We start from the raw sequence: 22,742 nt of genomic DNA on the forward strand, positions 1-22,742 counted from the left end.
TTTACTTCGCTACCGCCGGAGCGTATATTTTTTTGGGTTTACCGCGGTGCAGGCGCAGCCCGTCGGGGCGCACCTGGTCCATGACCTCGGAGCGCAGGCCGTTATACATATTATCACTCTGCAGTGACATATAGAGCCAGCGTTTTTCCTTGATGTCGGATTCGAGCTCCTGGATCCGGCGCACGTTGTACTCGGCGTAGTGGGCGTTACCGATGTAGAGTAGCACCAGCACTCCTAAAAAAGAGAGAAAGCCGAGGTTTTCCAGGATGAGCGTGGGCACGGAGATAGTGGGGGCACGCTTGCGTTTTGCTGCCATTTTCGATCACACCATTTAAGACTAATACGTCGACGCTGAATCCAAAAGTCGGCAGACGAACTTTCCGAGGTGCCCGAAGGCACCTCGGAAAGGATTCGGCTGACGACCGGCGGACGGCTAGCGTCGCAGTCCGGCCCGTAGTTTAGCGCTACGGGCACGGGGGTTGTGCTGAATTTCTTCAGCGGAGGGTAAGACGGGTTTCTTCGTCAGGAGCTTGTACGGACGGTCAATATTTCCGTAAAAGTCCTTGGTGACGATTCCATCCGGCTTACCGGTTTTGAGGAAGTTTTTCGTGATGCGATCCTCCAGTGAATGGTAGCTGATCACGCTGAGACGGCCGTGTGTTGGTATCAGTAAGTCGGTGGCCTGGGCCAATAAATCAGTTAAAGCGCCGATCTCATCGTTAACCTCAATGCGTAGTGCCTGAAACACCTGCGCCAGGTAGCGCGGGCGACTGCCCCGGACCCAGGGGTTGACCAGCTGCAGGAAGTCCTGGATGGTCGCGATGGGTACTTGCTCCCGGGCCTCCGCGATGGCGAGGGCCAGGGAGCGGGCGTTGCGCACTTCGCCGTATTCGCCGAGCACTTTCTGCAGGTCCTCCGCACTGTAGTGGTTCACTACGTCGGCGGCCGTGCGGTCGGTGCCTCCTCCGGTACCCATGCGCATGTCCAGCGGCGCATCGAAGCGGTAGCTGAAGCCCCGCTCGGCCTCATCGAACTGATGACTGGAAACGCCCAGGTCAGCGAGTAGGCCGTCGATACGTGCTACGCCGTGTAGGCGCAGGAAGTTGCTTAGGTGACGGAAGTTGGCGGCTACGAAGGTAAATCTGCTATCCTCCAGGGCGTTGGCGCGGGCCGCCTCATCCTGGTCAAATCCGAACAAGCGTAGATCCTGCGACCCAGCCTGCTCGAGGATGAAACGGCTGTGTCCACCGCCCCCGAAAGTAGCATCAACGTAAACTCCTCCCGGGCGGAGGTCCAGAAAACCGACGCTTTCGCCGGCCAGAACGGGAACGTGGTAGGCCATCTAGATGTCCTCCCCTATTCCCGCGCTCGAACCACCGAGTACGTCCTCTGCCAGGGCGGCGTAGTCTTCCAACTCGCCATTTAGCAGTGCTTCGTATTCGGTTTCCGCCCAAATTTCAATGCGATCGTTCAGGGCGTTGAGCACGAGGTTCTTATCGACCCGGGCCCAGGCTAGCAGCTGTTTGGGCAGCAGCAGGCGGTCGGCCGAATCGGGAACCAACTCCGAGGCACCGCGGTAGAAGAGCCGCGTAAACTGCAGGTTCTTCCGGTTAAACTTATTAAGCGCGTCGACCTCGATTTTGATCGTATCCCACACCGGTTTAGGGTAGAGCGTGAGACAGTGATCGAAACCACGGTTGACGACAAACTTCAGGGTGTCGCGGTCCCCCAGCCCCTTCAGTAGTCCACTGGGTAGACGAAATCGACCCTTGGCATCGAGTGCCACATAGAATTCGCCGAGCAGGTCATACTGAAGTGCCATAAAACAATCACGGGTGGGTACGCTTACCTACCGCTAGCGCTAAGGTAACACCTTGTCCCACAACTTACCACTTTCTGACACTTTTTTTCCCCACATTAATCGAGAAACTAGCCGATACGTGTTTAACCCTATAATCGTGCCTGCGATCTGCTGTCATGTGCAAGATAGTACGCTTTTTGTGTATGGATTCTGTCCCTGTCGTTTACCTAACCAGTCCTCCTTTGCGAAGGTCGCGCTGGGAGTGAGGGGTATGGGTGGTGGTAAAATGTGGTAACCGCAGACGGGGGTGGGCCGTCCGACGGGGGTGGACCGTCCGACGGGGGTGGGCCGGTAAACCAACAATAACCCTCAACGTTCCTACCCACAGTATGCAAGTCGTCCTTTACACCGTCATCACCCTCGCTACTGTCGCCGGCATGGAGTTCGTCGCCTGGGCCGCCCATAAGTACCTGATGCACGGCGTCCTCTGGGTGTGGCACGAGGACCACCACCGCCCCCACCACGACAAGGACGGCTTCTTTGAGAAGAACGACCTGTTCTTCCTAGTTTTCGCTATTCCGAGTGCCGCGTCCTATATAATAGGACTCAACGTCGCCGGCTGGTTCTGGCTCACCTTCGTGGGTATCGGCATTTCGATCTACGGAGCCATCTACTTTTTGATCCACGATGTGTACATCCACCGCCGCTTTTCCTGGTTCAAGCAGCTAGATAGTAGCTACAGCCGGGGCATTCTGCGCGCTCACGGCCACCACCACGCCGTAACCGAGAAGGATGGCGCGGAGAGCTTTGGCCTGCTCGTGGTCGCCAAGAAATACTTCGGCAAGCGCAGTCAGTGGACCTCCCAGCCCGAAACAAAGGCGTAATTTACCCGGCGGATGGAAGACCGCTTACTCGACAAAATCGCCGAGCCCTTTAACCTACAGCTACCGGAGTACGCCACGCTGGAGGATATGATCGATGGCGTACTGCCGGCCGTTGCCAAATTCAGCGAGCCTACCCTACTGGGGGAAGAGAGCTACCTCTACACCGTCAACTGGGTCAAGATGACCGACCGCCCCGGTGCCACCGCCGTGGAGATGTATACCTTCCAGGGCTACGCGCGCGGCGAGATCCGCGTGGTCACCGACGGACTAGTCACCGCCCAGGCCTACGAGGTGGAAGAAAGTGGGAAGCGTCTCATCATCGGCCAGAGCATCATGCGCGATAGCTTTCTGTACGAACTCTCCTTCCTCGACGAAGACTTTCTAATCCTACGCCGCCACGGCAACGCGGCCAACATGACGCACCGCTATCTTTTCTTTTGCCGCGAGGCCATCGGCACCCGCCTCACCTGGAATGAGGCTTTGGAGCGACTGGTGGATAAGTACCGCAACAGTCAGTTTCCGCTGCTGGCCGTGGGGATCGTCGTGGCCGCGTTGATCGCGCTGATGCTGTACCTACGTTAGCTTACCCATAAAGACTGGCCGCCACCCGGTACGTATTCGCGTGCGCCTCAATGATCGTAGCCAGCCGCTCGCTGTACCCGCCCCCCATCGCGATGGCCACCGGCAGCTGGCGGTCCAGACAGGATTGGAGCACGAAGCGATCGCGCTCTTTGCATCCCTGCAGCGTCATGGCTAGCCGACCCAATTTATCGGTTTCCAGCACATCTACGCCGCTTAGGTAGAACACCAGGTCGGGTTGTACTCCGTCGAGCAACTGCGGCAGGTGCCGGTAAAGAATATCCAGGTAGACTGTGTCCCCCGTTCCGTCAGGTAGTCCAATATCCAGATCCGATCTTTCCTTGCGGGTAGGATAGTTGCGCGCTCCGTGCATACTGAAGGTAAAGACCCGTGGCTCCTCCGCGAAGAGCTTAGCTGTTCCGTTTCCCTGGTGTACATCCAGATCGACGATAAGCACCTTACCGACCTCCCCGGTGTGCAAGAGTTCGTTAGCGGCGATTGCGATATCGTTGAAGACACAAAACCCCTCCCCCCGACCGGCGAAGGAATGATGCGTACCACCGGCTACGTTCAGTGCGACGCCATCCCTACGGGCGTAGCGCGCGCAGTCCAGTGTACCCTGAGCGATGACCCGCCCCCGGGCAATCAGCTCCGGTCGCATGGGAAAACCAATAGCGCGTTCTTCCTTGCGGCTCAGCGTACCGTGCTGTAATTTAGACCAGTACTCCTGCGTATGCGTCCGTAAGATGGCCGCCTCACTAAGTGGTTCGGCAGTGAAGAACTGCCGTTCGGTGATGGTGCCCTCGTACAGCAACTGCTCCGGCAGCAGGGTGTACTTGTCCATCGGGAAGCGGTGCTTCGGGGGCAGCGCGTACCGGTAAATAGGGCTGAAGGCTACCCGCACCCCTCCTTAATTCACCCGCTGATAAGCGTAATCGCGGTACCGCAAAATATTGACAAACTTATTCTCGAAGCGGTCGATTACCGCCTCCTCCAGACTAGTGGCCGTGGCCGGCAACACCATGACCGGAGCGAACCGGAAGCTGGTGTGGAGCAAATCCTCCGGATTGCGTTCCAGCTCGAACTGAAAGCGGGTACCATAGCGCGCAGCCATATGCATGAAGTAGCGCGCAACGTCGTAGCCGATGTAGGCCTCATCCCGCGGCAGCGTCGCAAATCGGTCGTAGAACTTGCGCCGGAACTCCCGGATTTCCGGATCCAGGGGGTCGATAAATACACTGCTACTGATGTGCACGTTGGTGCCCTGGATAAAGTCACCATTAAGGCGCTCGAAACTCATCCACTGCGGCAACCCGTAGATGGCTACGTTATCGCCGCCCTCACTGAGGGTGTTCTGGTAGGCCTGCCGCAGGAAGTTTGAAACAAAGGCCTCGTCCTCGTACACCGGGACCATGAACACGGTGCGCCGTCCACTTAGGTACTGCGTCAGATCAGGTATCTCGCCACTGATGATGAGCTCCTCCAGAGGTTCTACCCGGTCGTCGCCACTCAGCAGCCGGTACTCGTCCTGAAAGTAGGCCAGCCGGTCGCGCTCCCCGGCCGGAGCTACCAGCACGATGCGGTCGGCCCCCTGGGTACGGAAGGCGTGGCCGAGCAGCGCGCGCAGGTGGGTCTCCAGTGTGGGGTTCACCTGGATGTAGTTTGTATTCGATTCCGAGACCCCAGTGGCGGCACTATAGGGCGAGATCAGCACCTTTTCTAAACCACGCACAGCCTCGGCTACCTGACTAACCTGCTGCTTGAGGTAGGGACCGATGATAAGTTGTGAGCGCTGAAACTCTTCCGAGGCAATCACTGACTCCAGCTTAGCCTCACTGGCCCGGGAGTCCTGTACCCGTACGTCGAAGCTAGTACCATCAGTATCAAGCTCATCCATTGCCATCTCGGCCCCGCTATAAAAATGCAACGCCCAGAGGCTGTTGGGGTCGATCTGCTCCGATTCGCCACCATTGCGGTCGGTTAGAAAAGGCAGCACGAAGTCTACACCATAGCCGGTCAGCAGCCGCGACCCTTCCCGGCCGGTGCCGGTCTGCCGTACCGGGGGCAGACCCGGTGCGCTGGGTATAGGTGCCACGTAGGCATAGCTGGTATCCGCGGTGATGGGGCCGGCCTCCGTCACCACGTCGGTCCACACTACGGTATCCATCGGGACGGTGGGTGCATTCACGTTAACGTACTCCCCACTTTCGGGGTCGAACACCCGGCGGCTCTGCACCGGATCGAGGTCCTCCTTGTCGCGGCTAGCCCGGTCGGTGGTCGACGGGCGGGTAGAATCTACGGGGCGGAACAACTCGCAGCTCGAGCTGCTCAGCAGGGCCAGCAGCAATAGGGCCAGGGGGCCGTTATTCCCACTCAATGGTAGCCGGCGGCTTAGTACTGATGTCATAAACGACGCGATTGATTCCTTTTACATTGTTAATGATCGAGCTCGATACGGCGGCCAAAAACTCGTAGGGCAGGTGACTCCATTCGGCGGTCATGCCATCGGTACTACTTACGGCCCGTAGCGCCACGGCCTGCTCGTAGGTGCGCTCGTCGCCCATCACGCCGACCGACTGCACCGGAAGTAGGATGGTACCGGCCTGCCAGACCTGGTCGTAGAGTCCATACTCCCGGAGTTTGTCAATGTAGATACGGTCCGCTTCCTGGAGCAACCGCACCTTGGCCGGGGTAATATCCCCCAAAATCCGGATAGCCAGTCCCGGCCCCGGGAAGGGGTGACGCCCGATCAAGTGGGCCGGCATACCCAGCTCAGTACCCACCCTACGCACCTCGTCCTTGAAGAGATTACGCAGCGGCTCCACGATCTTCAGGCCCATCTTTTCCGGTAGCCCCCCCACATTATGGTGGCTCTTGATGGTCACCGAGGGGCCGTGCACGCTCACGCTCTCGATCACGTCGGGGTAGATCGTACCCTGCGCCAGGTACCTCACGCCGGTCAACTGCTTAGCTTCCCGCTCGAAGACCTCGATGAACACCCGGCCGATGGCCTTACGCTTCAGCTCCGGATCGGACTCGCCGGCCAGCGCATCGTAAAACTCCTGTTTTGCATCGATCCCGGTCACGCTTAGCCCCATCCCCCGGTAACTCTGCTGCACCTCGGCAAACTCGCCCTTGCGCAATAGACCGTTGTCGATAAAGAAGCAAAATAGTCGATCTCCGATGGCCCGGTGCAGTAGCATGGCGGCCACCGAGCTATCCACTCCTCCACTCAGGCCCAGCAGCACGCGGTCGTCTTCCCCAATCTGCTCCCGCAGTGCCTCTACCGTCTGCTCAACGAAGTGGGCTGGCGTCCAGTCCCCTTTGCAGCCCGCGATGTCGATCACGAAGTTGTGCAGCAGCCGCTTACCGTCCAGGCTATGGTATACCTCCGGGTGGAACTGGATGCAGTATACGGGCTGCTCGAACCTTCCGTCCGTACTGGCAAAAGCGGCCACCTCCACGTCCGCCGTGCTGGCCAGCAGTTCGAAGCCCTCCGGCAGGTGCTCGATGGTATCGCCGTGTGACATCCACACCTGGGAGCCGGTCTCGATACCCTGCAACAAGCCTTGCACCTCGCGTACGCGCCCCAGATTTGCCTTGCCGTATTCACGCTTCAGGCTGCGACTTACGGTGCCGCCGTAGTAGTCGGCAATGTACTGTGCGCCGTAACAAATGCCGAGCACGGGTCGCTGACCTACGATCTTGTCTAGGTCCGGCCGTAGCGCCCGTTCTTCCCGCACGCTGAAGGGGCTACCGCTGAGGATAACGGCGCGGTAGCTTTCGTCCAGGTTCGGCACCTTATTGTAAGGCACGATCTCGGAGTACACGTTCAGTTCCCGAATACGGCGGGCGATCAGCTGGGTATACTGGCTGCCGAAGTCAAGAATGAGCACCTTTTCCGTCATGGGCGCAAATATAGCATGCACCCGGGTGGGCGGGGCCGCAGGTGCGCAGCTGGTAGCGGGACTACCCCACGCTCATTGCATATTCCGGCGAGGTCACGTCGATGCGCTCCTCGAGAATGTTGGAGCCGGCCAGGTAGACGATGATTCCTACACCCACCTTATTCAGCACGTCGGCTACCGAGTAAGCGATTTGCAGGTAGTCGGCATTGATGGAGGTCACCGCAATGAAAATATAGCCAATCGGATACACACCCCAGAGGGTCACCACCGTACCGGCCATGAGGCGAAAGGCGCGCCGCTCGATGGGTTTGGCCAGCGGAGCGTACTCTTGCCACACGCGGTACAGTGCGTAGACAATGAACAGGTAGCCAATGGTCGATATAGCACCCCAGATCAGCCGGGGACCGACCAAAATGCTACCGTCGACAGCCAGCTGCTGGTCACCGATGTAGCCCGTGGCGATCATAAAGATATCCGCTACGATGGCCCAGTACAGCAGGCGGCTACCCCGCAGGTCGGTAGCGTGTACCATCATGAACATCTTAATTAGCAACAGCGGCGTGGTGATGGTCCAGTCCATATACCGCAGTTGTCCGATTGCAAGAAAAGCCGCATAGTTTTCGGTGTAGGTGGGTACGCCGTTTGCCGCGTGCAGAAAGGTGCGGAAGTAATCCTGAATGAGAAAATACGATACACCGGCCACCACGGAGATGCAGGCGGTCAGTACCCGATTCGTGTTGTGCTCGGGGGCTACGTGGGTGCGCGTCAGCCAGGAAAATACGGTGCTGGCCAGTAGGAAAAACATGGTCGCCACCATAGTGTACCAGGTGAAGCAGGCCAGCAAACCGCTCGAGGCGGTAGTGGGGAGGAAGGTGCCGGAGAATTCCATGGGGCATGAATTTCCCTCCACGATGTCCTCCGGATGATAGTTGTTCAGCCGTATGTGTTAATTATTCACATAACACCGTGTTGGCCCAATCCCTCCCGATTACATATTGCACTGGCAGTTTTCCAAGCACTCGATAATAAGGCTCACATCCCGCTCCTTGAGGCTGTACATCACCGACCGTCCATCGCGTTTAGCACTTAATATACCCTTTAGTTTCATGGTCTGCAGGTGATGGCTGACCAGCGACTGCTCCGATTTTAGGGCCTCCGTGATGGCCGTCACGCTCAGCCGCGGGTGTTGCTCCAGCAGGTGCACGATGCCGAGCCGCAGGGGGTGGGCCACCGTCTTGAGGATGAAGGCAATACGCTCCAGCTTTTCAGCTTCCTGTGGATTGAGCACGGTGGGGTTGACGGCGGGCATACGCACGGACGGTTTGGTAACGGTAGGTCCAATATACGTTTTAGGAGCTTAAGGGTTGAATCAGATATCCATCCCCTCAAACACCTCCATCACCTCCCGGACGTGATCTGCGCTGGTGCGCAGCAGGTCCATCTCCTGTTCGTTGAGCTGGAGCTCGATGACCTGGACGATGCCCTCCTTACCTAGCTTGACGGGCACGCCGAGGAAGAGATCGGAGAGGCCGTACTCGCCCTGGAGCTGGGCGCAGCAGGGGAAGATGCGGTTTTCGTCGCGGATGATGGTGCCTACCATCTGGGCGGCAGCGGCGCCGGGGGCGTACCAGGCCGAGGTACCCATGAGCTTGACCAGCTCGCCTCCCCCACCCTTGGTGCGGTCGACGATGGCGGTGAGTTCCTCCTCGCCGATCATTTCGGTGACGGGGATACCGCTGACGGTGGTGTAGCGGGGCAGCGGGACCATGGTATCGCCGTGGCCGCCGAGGAGCATGGCCTGGATGTCCTTGGGACTGACGTCAAGGGCCGTAGCCAGAAAGGCGCGGTAGCGGGCGGTGTCGAGGATACCGGCCATACCGAAGACGCGGTTGCGGGGCAGGCCGCTGGCTACGAAGGCCGCGTGGGTCATCACGTCGAGGGGGTTGGAGACGACGATGATGATGGGGTTCTTGGAGTGCTCCATGATCGACTTGGTCACCATGGTCACGATCTTGGCGTTGGTCGAGATCAGGTCGTCGCGGCTCATGCCGGGCTTGCGGGGAATGCCGGCGGTGATGACGACGATGTCGCTATCGGCGGTATCGGCGTAGTTTTCCGTGCCGGTCAGGCGGGTGCTGTAGTTGTCGATACTGGCCTGCTGCCAGGAGTCGAGGGCCTTGCCGCGGGCCATGTCGCCCTTGATATCCAGCACAACGACCTCGCGCACGAGGTCTTGGTGGGCTAGTACATTGGCTACGGTGGCTCCTACGTTTCCGGCGCCGACGACGGTTACTTTACTCATTGGGTTGGGGATTGGTTAGATGGATACTCCATTGGTAGGTGGAGCGGCTGTATAATGTTTCTTGTGGGGCGAATGTAGCCAAATTTGCAGGATGCGGGTGGAAGCCGAACGAGTGGTACAGGATTGTACAGCGCTCTCGCCACTGTATCTTACCCCGATGCGTATGCTGAATATCCTCATTCTGACCTGTGTGGTCACCGCTCTAGCTGCCCAGCAACAGTACGTGCAAAATCCCCTCACCTTCGCCGTGAACCGATTGCCGGCGCACGCTACACTGCAGCACTACGCAGATAGCACGGCCGCCCGCACCGGCGGCGCGCTTACGGGACGCACTAGCCTAAACGGTACCTGGAATTTTGAGTACCTCCCCCACGGGAAAAACACCGCACCCGCCGCCACTATAGCGGCCGACAGTTATCCTACTGCCGCTAAGGTCGAAGTACCCGGCAACTGGGAGATGCAGGGCTACGGGGCGCCGATCTACACCAACGTCGAGTACCCCTTCCGCCCGGTGGTCCCGCCCTTCGTGCCCAGCCAGGCCGGCAACAGCGAGCACGATCGCAACCCGGTGGGGCGGTACCAGCGCGATTTCGACCTTCCCGATTACGTAAGTACTGACCGGCAAGTCCTGCACTTTGGTGGGGTAAGTTCGGCCTTCCACGTGTGGGTGAACGGCACCTACATCGGCTACTCGGCCGGCAGCCGCACCCCGGCTGAGTTCGACATCACCCACGTAGCCCGCTCCACGGGCAACGCGGTCTACTGTGAGGTGTACCGCTACAACGCCGGCTCCTACCTGGAGGACCAGGACCACTGGCGCATGTCCGGCCTGCACCGCGAGGTATACGTGCAGAGCACGTCGGCTACTTACGTGTACGATCTATTTCTTAAGCCCTCCCTGACCGAATCCCTCGATACCGGACTACTGCGGATCGAGCCGCAGTTCCACTACCGCGACCCCTCGGAGCTGGTCGATAAGCTGCTCACCGCACAGCTCTACGACCCTAGTGGCAGGGCTGTGCTCGCTAGGCCCGACACCCTTCCCCTACTACCCATCGTGCAGTACTACCAACCGGGTGCCTACCACGGACCCTACCAGGAGCATCAATTTTACGGCACGGACCTCACCATACCCAGTGCCCTTCCCTGGACGGCCGAAGCACCCAACCTGTACCGGCTGGTCGTGACGCTCCTCGACGCGGAGGGGAACGCCACGGATAGCATCGGGGAGAATATCGGCTTCCGCAACCTCAGCTGGGGCGCGGAGGGCTTCCGGGTCAATGGGAAAGAGGTCATCCTCTACGGCGTCAACCGCCACGACCACTCCGCCACCCACGGCAAGGCCGTGACCCGCGCCGAGATGCACGAAGACCTCCGGCTGATGAAGGCCTTCAACATCAATGCCATCCGCACCAGCCACTACCCCAACGATCCCTACCTCTACGCCCTGGCCGATAGCGTGGGGCTCTACGTGCTGGACGAGACCAACATCGAGACCCACAAGGCCGGCAGCCAGCTCAGCGGACTGCCTATGTTCGCCACCCCCATGCTCGACCGGGCCATCCGCATGGTGGAACGCGACAAGAACCGCCCCAGCATTGTGGGGTGGAGTCTGGGCAACGAATCCGGCACCGGTCCCAACCACGCCGCCATGGCCGCCTGGATCAAGGATCGCGACCCCAGCCGCTGGTTGCACAATGAGGGGGCGGCAGGCCGAGATTTCGTTACCCCCCGAGTACCCGATGCCGGATACGTAGACATCCGTAGCCGCATGTATACCGACCGCAACACGATGCGGGAGCTGCTTACCGACTACCCCGACTGGCCGCTGATGTACTGTGAGTACGCTCACTCGATGGGCAACTCCACCGGCCACCTCGACACCTTCGTCAACCTTTTTCGCAGCTACCCTAATATGGTCGGAGGGTTTATCTGGGACTGGATGGATCAGGGCCTGTACAAGACCCGCGAAGACGGTACCCGCTTTCTAGCTTACGGCGGCGACTTCGGCGAAGAGATCCACTCCGGCAACTTCCTAGCCAACGGACTGGTTTTTTCCAACCAGACGCCCCAGCCCGCCCTTTACCAGGTCAAGCACAGCTTTCAGCCGCTGGAAGTGGTACAGGAGGAAGATCGGCTCTACCTTAAATCGTGGCTGAGCCACACCAGCGCCGATCAGTACGATATGGTGGTCCGCCACGTGATGCCTACGGGGACCGTCGAAGTGAGTCGCACCCGCGCCCCCGCCCTGGGCCCCGGAGAACGTACTGAACTGCCCAATCTGCTCAGTGATGTACCACAAAACGTACTCGCCCTGGAGATCGCCTTTCTACAGCGTGACCCCATCATTGGTCGCCCGGCGGGGCACGAGGTGGCCTTCACCCAGCTCCCCCTGACCGGCGCGGAGGAGCTTCCGAAGTTCCCGGATGCGGGACGACGGACGCAGTACCAGGAAACACCGACGACCCTGGTGCTGTCCGCCTCCGGTACCGAGGTGGACATCGACCGAACGACCGGCGTGATCCAGCAAGTGACGCTATCGGGACGGCCGCTGCTGACAGCCCCCCTGGAGCCCGACTTCTGGCGTGCACCGACCGACAACGACCGCGCCGCCGGACTAGTGAGCCGCTACGCCGACTGGCGTACAGCCACGCCTACCCTGGCCGAAAGTTCGTTTCAGGCCGGCACCCTCGCACTGACCCGCACTTACCTGGACGGCAAGGTTACCGAAACCGTGCGTCTACGCATCACCGCCGCCGGAGAGCTCGCCGTGGAGCAGACGTTGCAGCGTGCGGAGGGGGTGGATGAGGTGCCGGGCCTGTTTCGCTACGGACTGCGTACCGCCATCAATCCAGCCTACGGGGAGGTAAGCTGGTTCGGCCGCGGCCCCTTCGAGAGCTACGCCGATCGCAAGACCGCCGCCCGCCTGGGAAGCTATACCCTGGCTACCGATTCGCTGAACAGTGACTACATCCGCCCGGTGGAGAGTGGCAACCGGAGTGATGTGACCGAGTTAACCCTCTCCGGACCGGGCGTGACACCGATCCACCTGACCGGGCGCTTCGACTTTAGCCTGAATCCGAACCGGGAGGACCAGCTCGCCGAGGCAATGCACGGCGCGGACCTATCGGCCTCCGATACCCTGTACCTGCACGTCGACTACGGGCAGATCGGAGTGGGTGGTGATGACAGCTGGACGCAGAACGCCTCTCCCTACCCGGAGCACCTGCTGCCCCTGGATAGGCCATACACCTACCGCTTCACGATCGGTACCCTAGATATGCGCTAGCGCTTGGCGTCGACCAGCGTCATCTCCTCCACCAGGTGGGGCGCACCGCCGAGTTTGTCGATCAGGAAGAGTACGTAGCGGATGTCGACCATGATGTTGCGGCAGATGCTGGGATCGTAGTAGACGTCCGACATCGTGCTCTGCCAGGTGCGATCAAAATTAAGGCCCACCAGTTGCCCCTTACCATTGAGGGCTGGGCTGCCGCTGTTACCCCCGGTGGTGTGGTTGGAGCCGAGGATGCATACCGGTAGCCGGCCGTCTTCGGTAGCATAGGGTCCGTAGTCCTTGGCAGCATACAGCTCGCGCAGCCGTTCCGGTACGTCGAACTCGTAGTCGCCAGGTACGTACTTTTCCATGACGCCGTCGAGGTAGGTCATGTAGTCGTAGGTGTTGCCCTCCAGTCCGGTAAAGCCTTCGAACTTGCCGTAGCTCACGCGTAGGGTGCTATTAGCATCAGGGTATAAATTGCGCTCGGGGAAGAAATCCAGCAGGGCCTGCATGTAGCTGCGCTGGAGTTCGTTGATCCGTTCGGCGTAGGCATTGTAGACGTCGATCACCTCGCGCTCGTTAAAGCGATTGAGCTGGCGCGCGTACTGGAAGCCGCGGTCGGCCCTTACTCGCTCGATGAAGTCTTCCGGGTTTTCGCGCAGTAGCTCGGTAAGGCGCTTGCCCCGGGTCAGGTAGCTGCCACCGAATAGGTCGTTGATCAGGGCGTCGTAGCTACCGGCGAAGGCCAGCTGATCGATTACATAAGTGTCCTGCTGCTCGCGGGGCACCTCGTCGTAGTAAGTACGAAGCTGAGCGCGGGCCACCTCACGGTCGATGTCGGGGCGGTAGCCGGCGTAGAAGCCTTCCAGGTACTCGATGATGCCGGGCACCCGTTCGCGGAAGGCTTCCATTCCGTTGTTGTTCGCTACCTTGAACTGGGCATCGAGCACGTTGGCGATGCGGAACAGATCGACGTTGTAGTTGATCTCGCCCACGTAGGCCCGGGTCTTCTCGACTCGCTCGCGCTCGGCGTAGAGCCGGTCGAGTTCAGGAAGTAGCTGGCCGTAGCGGTCCTTGGCAGATGGTTTGGCCTCCAGACGTTGCGTAAATTCCCGCTCCATTTCCTCCCGCTTTGCTACCGCCCCTACGGCCTCGACGCCCTGGCTCTCGCCGCGCCACTTCTTCCAGGCATTGGCGATCCGCGCCTGCTTGGAGGCGTAGTCGATCTTTACCTGGGCATCGGCGCGCATGGCGCTGTCGAGAACCGCCAGGCTCCGATCGCGCATCCCGATCCGGATGGGATTGATCACCTCCGTGCGCTGCCGCATGGCCGAGGCCGGTAGGTACTGATCGGTCGTACCCGGGAAGCCGAAAACCATCGAGAAATCACCCGGTACCACCCCGGCGGTGCTCACCTCCAGGTGGCGCTTCGGCACCATGGGTACGTTGGCCTCGTCGTAGTCCGCCGGACTACCATCGGGGGCGGTATAGATGCGAAACAGGCTAAAATCTCCCGTATGCCGCGGCCACTCCCAGTTGTCGGTGTCGGCACCGAACTTGCCCACCGAGGAGGGCGGTGCGCCCACCAGACGGACATCTTGGTAGGTCTTGGTCACGAAGGCATAGTACTTGTTCCCGTCGTAGAAGGGCTTGACTAACAGCTCCTCGAAGGGTTGTAGCGCGTAGTCCGCTTTCAGTTGTTCGGTATTGGTCTGCACCAGCCGAGCCCGGTCTTTGGCGCTCAAACTATCCGTCACCCCCGCCAGCACTTGATCCGTAACGTCCTCCATGCGCTCGATGAAGGTCACGAATAGGCCGGGGTTAGTCAGTTCTTGGCCCCCGTTCATCGCCCAGAAGCCATCCTCCAAATAGTTGTTTTCCAGGGTCGAATGGTCCTGGATGGCTCCGAACCCACAGTGGTGATTGGTCAGTACCAGACCCCGCTCACTGATCACCTCCCCGGTGCAGAAGCCCCCGAAGTGCACGATAGCGTCTTTGAGACTTCCGGCATTGATGCTGTAGATATCCTCGGCCGTAAGCTCCATGCCCATGGCTTGCATCTCCTCTTCGTTGAGGTTTTCGAGCAGTAGCGGCAGCCACATCCCACCGCCGGCCCGCAATAGTAGCGGAGCGGCAAGGAAGCCAAGTAGTACTAAAATTGTAAGACGCATGATCGGTCAGTTAAAGGCTTCGGCAATTTTACGGTACAGGGTGCGGGCGTGGCCCTCCTCGGCCTCCACGCTCCAGCCGGCAATGTGGGGGGTGAGCACCGTGCGATCGCTGCGCCGCAGGTACTGGTAGGGTTCCGGCAGCTCGTCGGGGGCCAGGTCCACGAAGCTTTGCTCCTCGTACTCGTTAACGTCCAGGGCGGCCCCTAGGATTTTTCCATCTTTCATTCCGGCGACTAGTGCGGCGGTGTCTACGACCTGTCCGCGGGCGGTATTGATCAGGTAGAACGGCTTGGCGAATGCGGCGATCCAGTTTCGGTTCACGTAGTTATGATTCCCCTCCAGGAAGATGTGCAAGGTGGCTACATCCGCCTCCTGTTGGAGCTGCTCTAGACTTACCTCCTCCGCATAGTCATCGCCGTAGTTTTTCCGAAAGCGGTCATGCGTAATCACCCGGCAGCCGAAGCCCGCCAGCCGCCGCGCCGTCATCTGTCCCATATTGCCGTAGCCGATGATGCCCACGGTGAGGTACTGCAGTTCCGTACCGGTGTTCTCGCGCCGCACCCATTTTCCCGCACGCACCTGCCGGTCGGCCCGCCCGAGGTGGTTGAGCAGCATCAGCAGCATCCCCACCGTATGCTCGGCCACGGTGTGCTTACTCCCCTCCGGACTGTTGAACACCCGTATCCCCCGCTCGCGGGCGTAGTCCAGATCAATATGGTCGGTGCCCACCCCCCAGCGGGCTACAAACTTTAGCTTGTTACCAGCATCAAGTAGTTCCCGGTCCACATCGAAGCGCGAGCGGATCATCAGCCCGTCGTACTCCGGCAGCAGGCGCAGCATCCGGGCGCGGTCGCAGGTGCTGTGCAAGTCGACGGTGTGGCCGTCCGCCCGTAGCGCTTCCCGCAGATAGGGGTGGGCGTCTTTGTCTAAGAAGACGATCTTCATATGGTGCAAGGTAGGGGCTTTAGCGTCGCGACCGATTTCAAAGGTCGAGTGGCCTCTGGCCCGAGGAAAACAGACTCCCCGTCACGCAGGCTCGGGCCGGAGGCTGCGTGACCTTTCAATTATTCCCCCTCATAGATCCGGTGCACCCGCGGCCCGATCCCCGTCAGAATCTCATAAGGTATCGTACCCACCGCCTCCGCCAGCAGCTCCACCGGGTGCTCCGGCCCGAATACCGTGACCGGGTCCCCTACCCTTACCTCCGGGATACCGGTCACATCGATCATGCACATGTCCATACAGACGGCACCAATGGTGGGTGCCAGCCGGCCGTGAATACGCACCGCGAACCGCCCCTCCCCCGCAGCTCGCGGCAGGCCGTCAGCGTAGCCGATGCTGATGACCGCGATGCGTGAATTGTCCTTACCTACCACTCCACGCCGACCGTAGCCAATCGATTCGCCCACGTGTCGTACGGTAACGGAGCTTACGGTCGCCGTCAACGAAAGAGCGGGCTGTAGCCGTTGGGCCAACCCAGCATCACCGATTCCATACAGGCCGATACCCAGGCGGACCATCTCGTAAGTCGCTTCCGGGAAACGGGCAATGCCGTTGCTGTTCAGCACGTGGCGTTGCACCGGCTCCCGATAGCTATCGGGACCGCCCGCTGTGTATGCACGGTACGCTTCGTCAAATCTGGCGATCTGTTGGTGGGTAAAGGCGTCGTGGGCAGTATCCTCACTCGCGGCCAGATGCGTGAAGAGGGAGGCTACTAGTGGAGACCGCAGCAGCGCGACATTGCGCGAAAATTCCTGGGGAGAAAAACCCAAGCGTCCCATACCCGTATCAATTTCCAGGTGCATCCTCAACCCCAGCTGCGCGGCCAAACGGAACTGCTTCGGCGAATGGACGACGGGTTCTAGCCGGTCCGCTACCATACCCGCCAGCGCGTACGGGGCGGCATTCAGCACCATGATGGGTAGATGAATGCCACCGCGGCGCAGTGCGTGTCCCTCTTCGGGATAGGCCACGGCTAGGTAGTCCGCACCGGCTTCCTGAAGCAGCTGGGTTACGGGCAGTGCACCACTTCCGTAGGCGGAGGCCTTTGCCATGACCAGCAGCTTGCAGTGCGGGGGAAGTAGGCCGCGGTACAGCCGCAAATTATGGCGCAGGGCGGTCAGGTCGATCCGTAGCTGGGTGCGGTGCAGCTGGCGGCTGAGGGCATCGGCGATGCGGTCGAAGCGTTCGTAGCTTGCCCCCTTGATCAGGACGGTCTGGCGGGTAAATGAGCGCTGAGAAAGCGTTTTGAGCAACTGATCCGTATCGCGGAAATAGGCAGCATGGGGCAAGGTGGTCAGCAGCTTTTGATTGGCTGGACCGACAAGCAGGAGCCGCGACACCCGGTCACCGATCAGCGCCCGCAGCCGATCGGGCAATTGGGGCAGGGGCTGGACCGTGCCAAGGATGAGCGTCAGGTCGGGGAACGGATTTTGCGTCTCGGCGAACTGTAGGGCGGCGGCCAGTGCACTCAGGTCGTTGCTATAGCTGTCGTTGATGATGGGCCCGCCGTCGCGGCCCTCACGTTGTTCGAGGCGATTGGACAGGGGGTGTAAGTCCGCGACTTGTTCGGCGAGCACTCCGGCAGGTACGCCGAGTACCGCGGCGGCCCTGAGGGCTAACCGGGCGTTGTGGAGATAAGCTCCCCTGAGCTGTATACTTTCGATTAGATCGGACTTGGATTCCCTGGTGGAAACCTCAGTGAGCTGCACGTGGGGATAAAGGTTCCTTACGGCATCCCGCGCGACCGTTTCGTCCTGTGGCAGGATCAGCCAGTCCACCTCCGCAAAAAGCAGGAGTTTTTCCCGCAGGTGCTCGGTGGCACTGCGAAAGTTCGCCAGGTGGGCCGTCCCGATATTCGTTAGTACCCCATAGGTAGGCTGAATGATACGGCGCAGTCGCTCCATCTCGCCCGCCTCACTGATGCCGGCCTCGAATACGGCTATCTGGTGCTCCTGTCTGAGCTGCCACACGCTCAGCGGCACGCCGATCTGAGAATTATAGGAGCGCGGCGTGGCGCACACCGTATAGGTAGTGCTGAGTAACTGTGCGAGCCAGTCCTTGACGATCGTTTTACCGTTGCTACCGGTAATCGCCACCACGGGCAGGTCAGGAAACTGCCGCCGGTGGTGAGTGGCGAGCTGCTGCAGTACTGCGAGGGGATCGGTGACACGCACGATACTGGCCTGCTGCGGCACGTTGCCGTCCGGCATGCTCCGTACCACGAAGTGGCGGACGCCCAGTTGCAACAAAGCAGGGATATAATCGTGCCCGTCGCTCCGTTCACCCACCAGGGCAAAGAACAGCGTGTGGGCGGGGCGACTTACCTGCCGGCTATCTACCACCAGGTCAAAGTCGCGGTACCGCCGGTACAGGGTTGGGATATCTGCTTCCGCCACCCCCCAAAGATCGTACTTTCGCACGCATGCAAGTTCCCAAGCTCCGCCGCGCCGTAGCCGCCTTCGCCCCCTGGATGCTGACCGAAGAAGCCCGGGAACTCCTCCCCCTCTGGGAGACCCAGCAAAACTGGCAAACCCACTTTAACGTCGAGACTAAAGACCTAGCCACTAGCTACGATGCCGCGCTAGACAGCAAGACCAACCGCCGCCATTACCGCCGCGGGGGCTACGATCCCAAGCGGAGCATGCTAGCGATCATGGAATGGGAACCGGATTTCGTACGCGATGCGTTCCGTGATCTCTTTAGTGAGGACCGCGACCTGGAGGGCCGCATCCAACGCTTCGTCTTCTACATCAACGAGCTCTTCAACCGCTACCGGGACGCGAAGCCGAAGGCCAGAATTCCTACCCACTACCACGATGACGATTACAATATGGTGTCCCTTTATCTGATGGGGCAATACCCGGCGCGCTATGCCCCCTACTCTACCGAACTGTTACAGGTCGTGTGCCAGAAGCTGGGGGCGAAGGACGTACCGGTGGCGGCTGATTTTCTGCGGTACACGAAGTTGTTGCAAACGTTGCGGCCGTTTTTGGAAAAGGAGGATAAGGTGATGGAAAACTACGGGGAGAGTTTGCGGGAGGTGGACTACCGGGGGGAGAGTGCGCTGCTGGTGTACTGGTTCTTCCGGTTTGTGGAGGAGTGGGAAGAGTGAAGTTCAGCACGTGGGGTTGTTCACCACAGATTTTCACAAAGGACTGCACAGAGGTTTCACAAAGTATCTGTAGGTGTCAAGCAGGGTTATTGCTGCGCAATAACGAAGAGGACCACAGAGTATCTCACTGCTACGCAATGAGGCGGCACTACGTGGCTATGCGGCCACGCGCTGTAGCTGACGCACCAAGTCAATATCCGCAGGGGCAGTGAAGAGCCCCTCACCCTGGCGATCATCCGTAACTTCTAGCTGCATGGTGGCGGCAAGCTCACGAGCGAGCTTACCAAGCTGGGTGGCGTAAGCAATGCTGTAGCCCTGGGCGGCGTAGTGATCGACGATGCCCACACGGATGCATTCCAGCGCATCGTAACGGTAGAGTAACTCGCGCACGCGGTGGCTGCGGTTGAAGGGCACGTTGCGTTCAGTGAGGCAATCGCGTAGCTCTTCCATGGTGGTCTTGACGACGTTGGTGACGCGGTAGCGGTTCCAGTAGTCGGCAGAACCGGTGCGGCGGGTGTAGGTGGTCAGGTGGCGCTCCTCGGCGGCGATCTGGCAGCTGAAGCGGGTCATGGCCTTGGTTTGCTCCAGGAGCTCCAGCGTCTGCTCGGCGGTGAGCTGGACGTTCTCGGGGAACACCGCTTCCTCTTTACTCAGCTTCGTAGCCACGGCTTGCTTCACCTTCGATTTAGTGGACAGGGCTACTAAACGGGCGAACTCCAGATTGAAGTAGTACTCGTGCACCACGTCGGTCTTGGTGTGGGGCGAGCGAGCGTAGTCCTGCATCCCCACGGGCTTGCGGATGCCGTCGGCAAACTGGTACACGTCCTTAATCCAGCCCCGCACGTTGGCCTGGTAATGGTGGTCAGCTAGCCCCAGCTCACGGTGCAGCTCGGAGGCTTTGACTACCCGGGTACCCTTCTTACTTACTCTGATCGTTAAATCCATCATTCAAAACCTGCTGATGATAGCTCAAAGTTAGTCCTTGTTGGAATACAAACCAAGTTTAAAACAAAAATTTGTAATTATTTTGTTAAGCTGGAGGGTGTTTTGTGGGATTGTCAGGGGGTTATGGTGGTTGTCTTACTATTTTGCGTATACTCTAGGGGTTTACTGCGTTGTTGGGTTGTTGGGTTGTTGGGTTGTTGGGTTGTTGCGTTTATGGGGATGCTCGCTTCGCTCGTCGGGTGTTGCTATGTGACGTCTCGTGTACTTGCACCTGCGACCCCGCCCGCCTAGCACGCCTAGCACGCCCGAAACTCAACAACTCAACAACTCTACAACCTTACAACTCACAAACCCAACAACCCACTCCCCTATCTTTACCTTCCAACCACCTTGCCATGATTCGCACCCTAGTTAAACTTGCTCTCCTGCTCGTAATTGGCCTACTGGCTTACAACTACTTCCTTGGCACGCCGGAGGAGAAAGCGCAGAGTCGGGAGATTGTAGGAAAAGCACGGGAGTTAGGTAGCGAGGCCTGGAAGCTGCTTAAAACCGAGCGCACCAAGATGAAGGAAGGCAAATATGACGATGCCCTCAACCGACTGGAAAGCCTCTACGTAGATCTTAGGAACGTGGCGGCGGAAGCCCGGGACTCTGAAACCTTGCAGAAGTTAGAAGATTTAAGTCAGCGGCGCAGAGAGCTACAGGATGGGCTTGATCAAACGGACGACCTTGACCCGACCGAGCAAGCAGAACTAGACGATCTCACGGCCGATACCGAAGAGCTGATGCATGAAATGGAAGCGAAAAGCCAACCGCCGGCCCCCTACTGACCTACGTAAGATCATTCACATCGATATGGATGCCTTCTTCGCCAGCGTAGAGCAGCGGGATCATCCCGAACTGAGGGGTAAGCCCATCGCCGTCGGGGGTAGCAAAATGAGAGGAGTGGTGGCGGCGGCAAGCTACGAAGCGCGGGTGTTCGGAGTACGCAGCGCCATGCCAAGCGTGACCGCTAAGCGATTGTGCCCGGAGCTTATTTTCGTCAAGTCAAGCTTCGATAAGTACCGGGCGGTGTCCGATCAGATTCGCGACATCTTCTACTCCTATACCGACCTGGTCGAGCCCCTAAGTCTGGACGAGGCCTACCTGGATGTAACGGAAACCAAACGCGGTCCCGACTCCGCCACCCTCATCGCTAGGGCGATACGTCAGGAGATCTTCCAGGCCACCCAACTTACGGCCTCGGCCGGCGTAAGCTTCAACAAATTTCTCGCCAAAGTAGCTAGTGACATCAATAAGCCGAACGGCATGAAGGTCATCATGCCCGATGAAGCACCGGCTTTTCTTGCGGCGCTGCCCGTCGAAGATTTTCACGGCATCGGCAAGGTCACCGCCGCACGTATGCACAAAATGGGCTACCGCACGGGCGCCGATCTGCTGACACTCTCGGAAGTGGAAATGGCCCAGCGATTTGGTAAGGTCGGCCGCCATTACTACCGTATCGTGCGAGCCCTGGACGATCGCCCCGTAAATCCCAACCGCAACCGCAAGAGCATTGGGGCCGAACGCACCTACAGCGAGGACATCAGCACCCTGGCCGAGATGAAGGAAAAAACCGACTGGCTCGCCGAAAAGATCCACGACTACCTCACCGAGCGCGACAACTTCGGCCGCACCGTGACCCTAAAGATGAAGAGCCCCGAATTCATCATCCATACCCGCAGCCGCAGTTTCAGCGGAGAGGTGCGCAGACTCGACGATCTCAAGGAGGTGGCGCACCAGCTGCTGAAAGAGAATATTGATGAAGTACCCGTAGTTCGCCTATTAGGCCTCAGCGTGAGTAATCTCGAACGCGAGGGTGGCGAGGGGGTGCAGTTATTGCTACCGTTTGACCCTACCCATTCATCTTCTGAAACATCAGGATCCCCCAGTCCAGACAACCATCCTCCGCCAGGCGAATGAAGGTCTTATAGGTCTTGATGCGGTCCTGTACGAAGCGCTCGCTACTTTGCTCTACGAGCTTTTCCCGATTGGCCTCCAGTGTATAGAGCACCTTGGTGTAGTGGTGCACGAGCTGATCGCTGAGCTCCACACTATAGATCTGCTGCAGAAATCCGCGCTTGGCATCTTTACCATACTGCTCCTCGGTGATGAGCTCTTCGAGGGGCAGCTTCTTGATGAGCTTCTCGGACTCCTCGTTCTCGCAGGTTTCGCTGCGCATGAGGGCACTGATGATGAGCCGGCCCTCGGGCTTTAGGACCCGGTGGATGGCACGGAAGGTCTCCCGCTTTTTCCCGGTAAGACTAAAGGCATCCTGCCCGATCACAAAGTCAAAGTAGTCCGGTTCGTAGGGCATATACTCCACGAATCCCTTAGCGACCTTAACCTTCTTACTCAGTTCAAGCTCCTCGATCTTGCGCTCGTTGTATTCGTTCTGCTTCTCGTCATCGTTTAAGCACCAGACCTTGCACTTATACTCCTCGGCGATAAAGCGGGCCGCTCCTCCGAAGCCACTTTGGATCACGAGCACCTTCGAGGCGCGCTTGATCCTTGGCAGCAATTTGATCATGCGTTCGGTGGTCTTCCGGTTAGCTTCGTACAGGCTAAGGCTCTTCGGCCGGTAAATACCGATGTGCAGATCGTCACCCCCCCAGACATTATGATAAATGTGCTGTCCTTTCTTCTCTTCTACAAACAGGGGGCTGGGGTTGGTCGACATAAAATTGCTTTATCTACGTAAACGCCTTGTTGCCATTATTGT

20 protein-coding genes are annotated in these 22,742 nt (G+C 59.2%); 6 read left to right on the top strand and 14 right to left on the bottom strand.

The features are described 5' to 3' along the window. Position 1: 1 nt before the first annotated feature. The 3 genes from ACOOHD_RS06265 to ACOOHD_RS06275 form a co-directional block, all read right to left on the bottom strand. Positions 2 to 316: an FtsL-like putative cell division protein gene (locus ACOOHD_RS06265; RefSeq protein ID WP_420460718.1), complete on the bottom strand. Its 315-nt coding sequence runs from the start codon at positions 314 to 316 to the stop codon at positions 2 to 4. 117 nt (positions 317 to 433) lie between these two features. After that, positions 434 to 1,342, bottom strand: coding sequence for a 16S rRNA (cytosine(1402)-N(4))-methyltransferase RsmH (gene rsmH / locus ACOOHD_RS06270; RefSeq protein WP_420460719.1), 909 nt, complete (start codon positions 1,340 to 1,342; stop codon positions 434 to 436). Further along, positions 1,343 to 1,822, bottom strand: a complete 480-nt coding sequence (locus ACOOHD_RS06275) for a division/cell wall cluster transcriptional repressor MraZ (protein ID WP_420460720.1) — start codon at positions 1,820 to 1,822, stop codon at positions 1,343 to 1,345. 368 nt (positions 1,823 to 2,190) lie between these two features. Here ACOOHD_RS06275 and ACOOHD_RS06280 point away from each other — a divergent pair, with 368 nt between their 5' ends. Both ACOOHD_RS06280 and ACOOHD_RS06285 read left to right on the top strand, forming a co-directional pair. Beyond that, positions 2,191 to 2,685, top strand: a complete 495-nt coding sequence (locus tag ACOOHD_RS06280; protein ID WP_420460721.1) for a sterol desaturase family protein — start codon at positions 2,191 to 2,193, stop codon at positions 2,683 to 2,685. Positions 2,686 to 2,697: 12 nt separating this feature from the next. Beyond that, positions 2,698 to 3,267 (top strand): hypothetical protein, encoded by a 570-nt coding sequence (locus ACOOHD_RS06285; RefSeq protein WP_420460722.1) that lies wholly within the window; start codon positions 2,698 to 2,700, stop codon positions 3,265 to 3,267. Between the two features lies 1 nt (position 3,268). Here the strand turns inward: ACOOHD_RS06285 and ACOOHD_RS06290 are convergent, their stop codons facing one another. From ACOOHD_RS06290 to mdh, 6 genes are all read right to left on the bottom strand, one after another. Next, positions 3,269 to 4,108 (bottom strand): histone deacetylase, encoded by an 840-nt coding sequence (locus ACOOHD_RS06290; RefSeq protein ID WP_420460723.1) that lies wholly within the window; start codon positions 4,106 to 4,108, stop codon positions 3,269 to 3,271. Positions 4,109 to 4,174: 66 nt separating this feature from the next. Then, the gene (locus tag ACOOHD_RS06295) at positions 4,175 to 5,671 is read right to left on the bottom strand and encodes an ABC transporter substrate-binding protein (RefSeq protein WP_420460724.1); all 1,497 of its coding nucleotides are present in this window, start codon (positions 5,669 to 5,671) and stop codon (positions 4,175 to 4,177) included. Beyond that, positions 5,628 to 7,172 carry a glutamine-hydrolyzing GMP synthase gene (gene guaA / locus ACOOHD_RS06300; RefSeq protein WP_420460725.1) on the bottom strand — a complete coding sequence of 515 codons (1,545 nt, stop codon included), beginning with the start codon at positions 7,170 to 7,172 and terminating at the stop codon, positions 5,628 to 5,630. Before guaA ends, ACOOHD_RS06295 begins: the two co-directional genes overlap by 44 nt. 61 nt (positions 7,173 to 7,233) lie before the next feature. Next, positions 7,234 to 8,061: a bacteriorhodopsin gene (locus ACOOHD_RS06305; RefSeq protein WP_420460726.1), complete on the bottom strand. Its 828-nt coding sequence runs from the start codon at positions 8,059 to 8,061 to the stop codon at positions 7,234 to 7,236. 99 nt (positions 8,062 to 8,160) lie between these two features. Beyond that, positions 8,161 to 8,481 (bottom strand): ArsR/SmtB family transcription factor, encoded by a 321-nt coding sequence (locus ACOOHD_RS06310; RefSeq protein ID WP_420460727.1) that lies wholly within the window; start codon positions 8,479 to 8,481, stop codon positions 8,161 to 8,163. Between the two features lie 60 nt (positions 8,482 to 8,541). After that, positions 8,542 to 9,474 carry a malate dehydrogenase gene (gene mdh, locus ACOOHD_RS06315; protein WP_420460728.1) on the bottom strand — a complete coding sequence of 311 codons (933 nt, stop codon included), beginning with the start codon at positions 9,472 to 9,474 and terminating at the stop codon, positions 8,542 to 8,544. A 163-nt stretch (positions 9,475 to 9,637) separates the two neighbouring features. Here mdh and ACOOHD_RS06320 point away from each other — a divergent pair, with 163 nt between their 5' ends. Next, positions 9,638 to 12,763: a glycoside hydrolase family 2 TIM barrel-domain containing protein gene (locus ACOOHD_RS06320; protein ID WP_420460729.1), complete on the top strand. Its 3,126-nt coding sequence runs from the start codon at positions 9,638 to 9,640 to the stop codon at positions 12,761 to 12,763. Here ACOOHD_RS06320 and ACOOHD_RS06325 read toward each other — a convergent pair. The 3 genes from ACOOHD_RS06325 to alr form a co-directional block, all read right to left on the bottom strand. Beyond that, the gene (locus tag ACOOHD_RS06325) at positions 12,760 to 14,922 is read right to left on the bottom strand and encodes a S46 family peptidase (protein ID WP_420460730.1); all 2,163 of its coding nucleotides are present in this window, start codon (positions 14,920 to 14,922) and stop codon (positions 12,760 to 12,762) included. The two genes, ACOOHD_RS06320 and ACOOHD_RS06325, sit on opposite strands and share 4 nt — an antisense overlap. Before the next feature lie 6 nt (positions 14,923 to 14,928). After that, on the bottom strand, positions 14,929 to 15,867 hold the full coding sequence (locus ACOOHD_RS06330; RefSeq protein ID WP_420460731.1) for an NAD(P)-dependent oxidoreductase: 939 nt from the start codon (positions 15,865 to 15,867) through the stop codon (positions 14,929 to 14,931). Between the two features lie 119 nt (positions 15,868 to 15,986). After that, on the bottom strand, positions 15,987 to 18,344 hold the full coding sequence (gene alr, locus ACOOHD_RS06335; RefSeq protein ID WP_420460732.1) for an alanine racemase: 2,358 nt from the start codon (positions 18,342 to 18,344) through the stop codon (positions 15,987 to 15,989). A 2-nt stretch (positions 18,345 to 18,346) separates the two neighbouring features. Here alr and ACOOHD_RS06340 point away from each other — a divergent pair, with 2 nt between their 5' ends. After that, positions 18,347 to 19,036, top strand: coding sequence for a hypothetical protein (locus ACOOHD_RS06340; RefSeq protein ID WP_420460733.1), 690 nt, complete (start codon positions 18,347 to 18,349; stop codon positions 19,034 to 19,036). 156 nt (positions 19,037 to 19,192) lie between these two features. On the opposite strand, the gene ACOOHD_RS06345 is transcribed toward ACOOHD_RS06340, so the two are convergent. Further along, positions 19,193 to 19,984, bottom strand: a complete 792-nt coding sequence (locus tag ACOOHD_RS06345; protein WP_420460734.1) for a hypothetical protein — start codon at positions 19,982 to 19,984, stop codon at positions 19,193 to 19,195. 392 nt (positions 19,985 to 20,376) lie between these two features. Between ACOOHD_RS06345 and ACOOHD_RS06350 the strand changes: the two genes are divergently transcribed. Both ACOOHD_RS06350 and dinB read left to right on the top strand, forming a co-directional pair. Continuing rightward, positions 20,377 to 20,811, top strand: a complete 435-nt coding sequence (locus ACOOHD_RS06350; RefSeq protein ID WP_420460735.1) for a hypothetical protein — start codon at positions 20,377 to 20,379, stop codon at positions 20,809 to 20,811. Beyond that, a complete protein-coding gene (gene dinB / locus ACOOHD_RS06355) occupies positions 20,771 to 21,943 on the top strand; it encodes a DNA polymerase IV (protein ID WP_420460736.1) in 1,173 nt (390 codons plus the stop codon). The genes ACOOHD_RS06350 and dinB overlap by 41 nt, the downstream gene beginning before the upstream one ends. On the opposite strand, the gene ACOOHD_RS06360 is transcribed toward dinB, so the two are convergent. Continuing rightward, positions 21,876 to 22,700, bottom strand: a complete 825-nt coding sequence (locus ACOOHD_RS06360) for a class I SAM-dependent methyltransferase (RefSeq protein ID WP_420460737.1) — start codon at positions 22,698 to 22,700, stop codon at positions 21,876 to 21,878. The two genes, dinB and ACOOHD_RS06360, sit on opposite strands and share 68 nt — an antisense overlap. Positions 22,701 to 22,742: the final 42 nt, after the last annotated feature.

It is taken from the genome of Neolewinella sp. (genome assembly GCF_965214665.1).
Lineage (GTDB): Bacteria > Bacteroidota > Bacteroidia > Chitinophagales > Saprospiraceae > Neolewinella.